We start from the raw sequence: 5,804 nt of genomic DNA, 5'->3' as shown, positions 1-5,804 counted from the left end.
ACGAACATGAAGCGCAGCGTCGCGTCGTCGCGCACCTTGTGCCAGGCGCCGTTCAGGGTGGCGAGCGCATTGCCGGCCGAGGCCCAGGACGGCACCAGCAGCATGACCGAGAAGGTCATGCCCAGCGTCTGCACCCAATAGGGCAGCGCGGTGTAATGCAGGTGGTGCGAGCCGGCCCACATGTAGAAGAAGACGATGCCCCAGAAGCTCAGGATCGACAGGCGATAGGACCAGATCGGCCGCTGCGCCCGCACCGGCAGGAAGTAGTAGAGCATCCCGAGGAAGCCGGCGGTCAGCAGGAAGGCCACGGCATTGTGCCCGTACCACCACTGGATCATGGCGTCCTGCACGCCGGACCAGACCGGGAAGCTTTCGGCCTCGGTCCAGCTGACCGGCAGCGCGAGGTTGTTGACGATGTGCAGCATCGCCACCACCAGGATGAAGGCCATGTAATACCAGTTGGCCACGTAGATATGCGGCTCGGCCCGGCGCGCCAGCGTGCGGATGTAGAGCGCGAAATAGGTCAGCCAGACCACCACGAGCCAGATGTCGGCATACCATTCCGGCTCGGCGTATTCCTTCGACTGGGTGGAGCCCATCAGGTACCCGCTCGCGGCCCAGAGGCAGAAGAGGTTGTAGCCGATCAGCACGAACCAGGGGCTGACGGAATCGGCCAGCCGCGCCCGCGAGGTGCGCTGGAGCACGTAGAAGGAGGTCGCGATCAGCGCGTTGCCCCCGAAGCCGAAGATCACGCCGGAGGTATGCACGGGCCGCAGGCGGCCGAAGCTCGTCGCCGGCCAGAGCGGCGTCGCCTCGGGCCAGTACATGAGCGCGGCGACCCAGACGCCGACGCCCATGCCGATCACCCCCCAGAACAGCGCCATGATGATGCCCAAGCGCGTCGGCGCATCGTAGTAGCGGGCGAGCCGCTCGCGTCCCTGCTCGGGATGGTCGTAGAGCGCGCCGCCGATCAGGAAGACGAGCCCGAGCCCCAGGACGAGCGCCATCGCGCCGTGAATGGCCATCGGTCCCTGCCGCGCCAGCGCCGCCATGCCGAGGCCGATCACGGCCAGCAGGATCGAAAGGCCGAGGCCGATGCGCCTTTCCCGGAGTGTCAGCGTCGCGATCATCTCTGTTTCTTGCCTCGCAGGTTCAGGCCGCCCGGGCGGGTTTCAGCGCGATGTCGGCCAGCGTCGAGCGATCGAGATCGGCCAGGAACGCCGCCTCGGCGGAGCGAAGGCGCGCCTTCAGCCGGCATTGCCCGTCGATGGTGCAATCGCCGCCGTCGGCGTTGAAGCATTCGACCAGCGCCTGCCCCTCCTCCAGGAGCCGGACGATGGCGCCGAGGCGGATCTCGCTGGCCGGCCTGGCGAGCACCGCGCCGCCGCCGCCGCCCCTGCGCGTCTCGATCAGCCCCTCGCGGGCGAGGCGCTGCATGATCTTGGCGAGATGGTTGCGCGACAGGCAGAACTCCTCCGCCAGTTCGGTGCTGGAATAGGCCCGCCCCGGATCGCTCGCCATGCGCATCAGCATGCGCAGCCCGTAATCGGTGAAGGATGTGAGGCGCATGGCCGCCCTGCCCCGTCCTGAATCGGTATTTACAGTACTTATTAACCGGCATAGGCTGATCCGCAAGGACGAAATCACGAGACCCGCGACGACGGCACGGGACGCGAGGCCGGAACGCGCCTCCGCCAGAAAGGATGGCCCCATGACCAGCGACGTCCCGATCGACGATGCCGCGGCGCTCACCCGCTACATCGAGACCCGCTATCACGCACGCCATCGCCAGCAGCTGCCGACATTGCTCAAGATGGCGGAGATGATCGAGGATCTGCATGTGGACGACCGGCATGTCCCCGAGGGCCTCTCGGATCTGCTCGGCCGGATGATCGGCGCGATGGAAGTGCACATGAAGAAGGAGGAGCTGATCCTCTTCCCCGCGATCCGCGGCGGCGGCGGGCCCGGGATCGAGCATCCGATCGCGTTGATGCGGGCCGACCACGACGACCATGCGCGCGAGGTCGCCGAGATCCGCCGCCTGACCCGGGACCTGCACCTGCCGCAAGGCGCCTGCAGCACCTGGACGACGCTCTATTCCGGCCTCGGGGAATTCATCGACGACCTGACCGAGCACATGCGGCTGGAGAACGACGTGCTCTTCCCGCTATTCGAGCACGGCGTCCGGTCCGATGGCTGACCTGCGCCTGCCCAAGCCCACCCGCGAGATGATGGAGCGCCGCCGCGCGCTCGCGCCCGCGACCGAGGATGCGTTCCGCGCCTTCTCCAAGGCCGTCTTCTCCGAAGGCGCCCTCGACCCCCTGACCAAGCAGCTGATCGCCGTGGCGGTGGCCCATGCCACGCAATGCCCCTGGTGCATCGAGGGCCATGTGAAGGCCGCGCGCCGGGCCGATGCCACGGACGAACAGATCATGGAGGCGATCTGGGTCGCCGCCGAAATGCGCGCGGGGGCGGCCTATGCCCATTCGCTGAAGGCGCTCGATCTCATGGGGGGCGACTGATCCATGGCCGCGCAACGCCCTGCGCCCCGCGCGGGCACCGCCTTCCTTGCGACCGACGAATCCTTCGCGCATGCCTATCACAAGCGCCGCATCGTCGCGGCGGCGGGATCGGATACCGTGCTGACCGATGTCTTCGTGCTGACCTGGCCCCGCGGCGCGGCGGTGCGCGTGCTGCGCAACAGCGTCACGGCGGCACTCGGCGACCGGCTGCTCGGCCATGATCCCGAGCGCCTCCCGAGGGAGGCGATCGCCCGGGACGGCGACCAGCCCCGCCTGCGCTTCAGCACGGATTCGCCCCTGCGCACGACCGAGGGCGACCTGGAGGCGATGGCGCTCTACGCCGGCAGGGGCGCCGGGCGCATCCTGGACATTGTCCCGGCCGGCGAAAGGCTGAGCCGCATGGCCGATGAGGCCGCCGGGCTGCTCGCGCAGACAGCGCTCCGCGAAGGAAGCATGACATGACCGGAAACGAGAAGGACATGCCCGGCCGATACGCCTCCTCGCCCTGCCTCGCGGGCGAGGTCGCGCCCGATTACTTCGACCCGCTCGCCGTGGATCCCGAACAGGCCCGCGACGTCGCGCGCTGGCGCCGCGCCGAGCGCACGCGCCTGCGGACCGAGCGCCAGGCGCTCTCGGTCGAGGCGCGCCGGCGCGTGGGCGAGGCGCTGGCGGGACATCTGCGCCGGCTGCTCGCGGAGTGCTTCGACGGCGCGAGGCCCCCGGTCCTCTCCGCCTTCTGGCCGATCAAGGGCGAGCCCGACCTGCGCCCGCTGATGGCCGAGCTCTGCGCCTCGGGGGTGACCGTCGCGCTTCCGATCGTCGAGGTGAAGGCCGCGCCGCTGGTCTTCCGCCGCTGGACCCCCGAGACCCGCATGGTGCGCGGCGACTGGAACATCCCCGTCCCGCCCGGCGAGGCCGAGGCCCTGACCCCGGGCATCACCTTCGCCCCGGTCATGGGCTGGGACGAAGGCTGCTACCGCCTCGGCTATGGCGGCGGCTATTTCGACCGCACTCTGGCCGCCCTCGCGCCGCGGCCCTTCAGCATCGGGATCGGGCTGCAATCCGCAAGGCTCGCCACCATCTATCCGCAACCCCACGACATCCCGCTCGACGTCATCGTCACCGAGGACGGCGTGCAGGCCCGTCGCGGGAGACCCGGCGCGTCCCCCCCGGAGCCCTGACGGCCGGCCTTCGCGCGCCGGCGTCATCCGGCCCGCCATGGCAAGGCATTTTCGAGCGCCGATTCGGCCCGGTCCGGGTATCCGGCTCGCTGGGCAGGCGCCCGGCCGGATGCGAGGCGCCGGCCAGGGCGCGCCGGCCAGGGCGCGCCGACCATCGCCCTGCGCCGCCCGGGATCAGCTCGCCATTCCGGCGGCGGCCGCGGCCCGCCCGGTCCCGATCGTCCGCGCGATGGCGGTGGCGACCAGGACCATCGCGGTCATCCACACCGGCAGCGCCAGCAAGGCCATCACCACGATGACGACGGCGACGGCGAGAAGCACGTGCTGGCGCAACAGGCCGTCGCGGAACCGGTCGCGGATGAACCAGAGCCCGAAGAGATAGAGCGCCACCGGCAGGCTCGCCCAGCGCGACGCGGCGGTCGCGTCGATCTCCGAATGATGGGTGACCACGTCCATTTCCGCGCCGAGCCCGGCCGCGACCAGCGCCCCGGCGCCGAAGACGATCACATGGCCGTAGCCCCAGGTGATGGCGCGGCCGAGATCCGAGGTCTCGAGATGCTGCTCGCTCTCGAGGAAATAGAGCCACCAGAGCGCAAAGACGATCACCAGCCCGGAGACGGCCACCGCGACGAGGCTCGCATCGAAATGGCCCTCGTAGAGCTTGCCGAACATGAGCGCAATCGAGACGACGATCTCGCCCAGGACGATGATGTTCAGGAGCCCGTAGCGCTCGATCATGTGATGGCGATGCCAGGGCGTCACCCGCGCCCGTTCGGCGAAGACCGGGACGAGCAGCTCCACCACGAAGATGCCGGCGAAGACCGCATAGAAGGCCGCATGGCTCGGCGGCACCAGGAAATAGAAGATGGTCCAGAGCGCCTGGGCGAAGGCGACCCCGGCCGCGTAGCGCAGCGAGGTCCGCCGGTAGCCGGGATTCGACCAGGCCGCCCGCAGCCACAGAGCGACCATCCCCGCCCGCATGATGATCCAGCCGAGCAGGGCGAAGCTGAAGTTCATCGATTCGGTGATGGAGGAGACGCCGCCGGCGAAGACCGCCGCGCCGCTCATCAGCACCATCACCAGCAGGACAAAAAGCGCGTCGCCATTGTCGAAGGCGGAGGCGAACCAGGTGAAGTTCATCCACACCCACCAGATCGCCACGAACATCGCGATGAAATTGACCAGCATCTCCGGCCCGTGCCCCTCGGAGATGCCATGGTGGAGCGTCTCGGTCACCGATGCGATCGCCACCACGATCACGAGATCGAAGAAGAGCTCGAGCTGCGTCGCGGCACGATGCGCCTCCCCGGGATCCCGGGCCTGCAGCGGGCGAAGGCCTGTGGTCATCTTGGTCTCCGGTCTCTGGGTCCTGACTGCCGCCACGATTGCATGTCGGGAGCGGGCTGGAAAGCCGCGGGGGCCGCGCCCGACCCGGGCGGAAGCGAAGCGCCCGCCGGTCACGCCGCCAGATGCCTCGCGACGAAGGGCACCGGCACCGAACCCGCAAGGACCTGCCGCGGCTGGGTCGGGAAGACCCGGGACCGATCGATCCACCCGAATGTCGCACCACGCTCGACCTGGCTTGGTCCTCCCCCAGGCTCCCCGGATGATCGCTTCGCACCGGGCAGAAAACTTGCCATGACGGGGACGCCAATTGCACGTTAACACTTTTTCCTATATATTTCCTATACTTACGAAGTGTCCCCATGGGGACGGCCGTCGCAGCGAGGCCTGCGGGCGCCCGTCGGGCCTGCTGGCCAAGGCAGCCGGCCCGCCCTAGATGAGGAGCCATGCGCGGATCGGACCTGCTCGTTCCCCGTCCCGAGGGTCTCCACTGCCCGCCCGGCGATTTCTTCATCGACCCGGTCCGCCCGGTGCCGCGCGCGCTCATCACCCATGCCCATGCCGACCACGCCCGCGCCGGCCACGGCGCCGTGCTCGCCACGAGGCAGACCCTCGACATCATGGGGCTGCGCCTCGGCGAGAGCTTCTGCGGCAGCGCCCAGGCCGCCGAGCCGGGCGACCCGATCGAGATCGGCGGGGTCCGCGTCGCCTTCCACCCCGCCGGCGGAGCGCTGGCGTCCGTGTCGCGGGACGGCAC

General features: G+C 69.4%; 7 protein-coding genes and 1 pseudogene. 5 read left to right on the top strand and 3 right to left on the bottom strand.

Annotation, left to right across the window (positions count from 1 at the left end):
- Positions 1–1,130 (bottom strand): cbb3-type cytochrome c oxidase subunit I (locus tag V7050_RS17485; RefSeq protein WP_324410922.1); only part of this gene is annotated, 1,130 nt, incomplete at its 3' end.
- A gap of 22 nt (positions 1,131–1,152) precedes the next feature.
- Positions 1,153–1,569 carry an RrF2 family transcriptional regulator gene (locus V7050_RS17480; RefSeq protein ID WP_324366811.1) on the bottom strand — a complete coding sequence of 139 codons (417 nt, stop codon included), beginning with the start codon at positions 1,567–1,569 and terminating at the stop codon, positions 1,153–1,155.
- A 142-nt stretch (positions 1,570–1,711) separates the two neighbouring features.
- Here V7050_RS17480 and V7050_RS17475 point away from each other — a divergent pair, with 142 nt between their 5' ends.
- From V7050_RS17475 to V7050_RS17460, 4 genes are read left to right on the top strand one after another with little or no spacing between them, the layout of a single operon-like run.
- The gene (locus tag V7050_RS17475) at positions 1,712–2,200 is read left to right on the top strand and encodes a hemerythrin domain-containing protein (RefSeq protein WP_324366813.1); all 489 of its coding nucleotides are present in this window, start codon (positions 1,712–1,714) and stop codon (positions 2,198–2,200) included.
- Positions 2,193–2,522: a carboxymuconolactone decarboxylase family protein gene (locus V7050_RS17470; RefSeq protein ID WP_324366815.1), complete on the top strand. Its 330-nt coding sequence runs from the start codon at positions 2,193–2,195 to the stop codon at positions 2,520–2,522. The genes V7050_RS17475 and V7050_RS17470 overlap by 8 nt, the downstream gene beginning before the upstream one ends.
- Before the next feature lie 3 nt (positions 2,523–2,525).
- Positions 2,526–2,984, top strand: coding sequence for a nitronate monooxygenase (locus V7050_RS17465; protein WP_324366818.1), 459 nt, complete (start codon positions 2,526–2,528; stop codon positions 2,982–2,984).
- Positions 2,981–3,703, top strand: a complete 723-nt coding sequence (locus tag V7050_RS17460) for a 5-formyltetrahydrofolate cyclo-ligase (RefSeq protein WP_324366820.1) — start codon at positions 2,981–2,983, stop codon at positions 3,701–3,703. Before V7050_RS17465 ends, V7050_RS17460 begins: the two co-directional genes overlap by 4 nt.
- Positions 3,704–3,877: 174 nt before the next feature.
- Here the strand turns inward: V7050_RS17460 and V7050_RS17455 are convergent, their stop codons facing one another.
- Positions 3,878–5,050: a low temperature requirement protein A gene (locus V7050_RS17455; RefSeq protein ID WP_324366822.1), complete on the bottom strand. Its 1,173-nt coding sequence runs from the start codon at positions 5,048–5,050 to the stop codon at positions 3,878–3,880.
- A 443-nt stretch (positions 5,051–5,493) separates the two neighbouring features.
- On the opposite strand from V7050_RS17455, the pseudogene V7050_RS17450 reads away from it, so the two are divergent.
- A pseudogene (locus V7050_RS17450) lies at positions 5,494–5,804 on the top strand (ligase-associated DNA damage response exonuclease); the annotation flags it as partial.

Origin of the sequence: Amaricoccus sp., assembly GCF_036846665.1 — a bacterium.
GTDB lineage: Bacteria > Pseudomonadota > Alphaproteobacteria > Rhodobacterales > Rhodobacteraceae > Amaricoccus.
Note: the sequence above shows the minus strand (reverse complement) of the source record. Positions and strands in the feature narration are given on the sequence as shown.

Coding starts and splice junctions, on each gene's coding strand:
- V7050_RS17480 (WP_324366811.1), bottom strand. CDS start 1,569: ATGCGCCTCACATCCTTCACCGATTACGGGCTGCGCATGCTGATGCGC.
- V7050_RS17475 (WP_324366813.1), top strand. CDS start 1,712: ATGACCAGCGACGTCCCGATCGACGATGCCGCGGCGCTCACCCGCTAC.
- V7050_RS17470 (WP_324366815.1), top strand. CDS start 2,193: ATGGCTGACCTGCGCCTGCCCAAGCCCACCCGCGAGATGATGGAGCGC.
- V7050_RS17465 (WP_324366818.1), top strand. CDS start 2,526: ATGGCCGCGCAACGCCCTGCGCCCCGCGCGGGCACCGCCTTCCTTGCG.
- V7050_RS17460 (WP_324366820.1), top strand. CDS start 2,981: ATGACCGGAAACGAGAAGGACATGCCCGGCCGATACGCCTCCTCGCCC.
- V7050_RS17455 (WP_324366822.1), bottom strand. CDS start 5,050: ATGACCACAGGCCTTCGCCCGCTGCAGGCCCGGGATCCCGGGGAGGCG.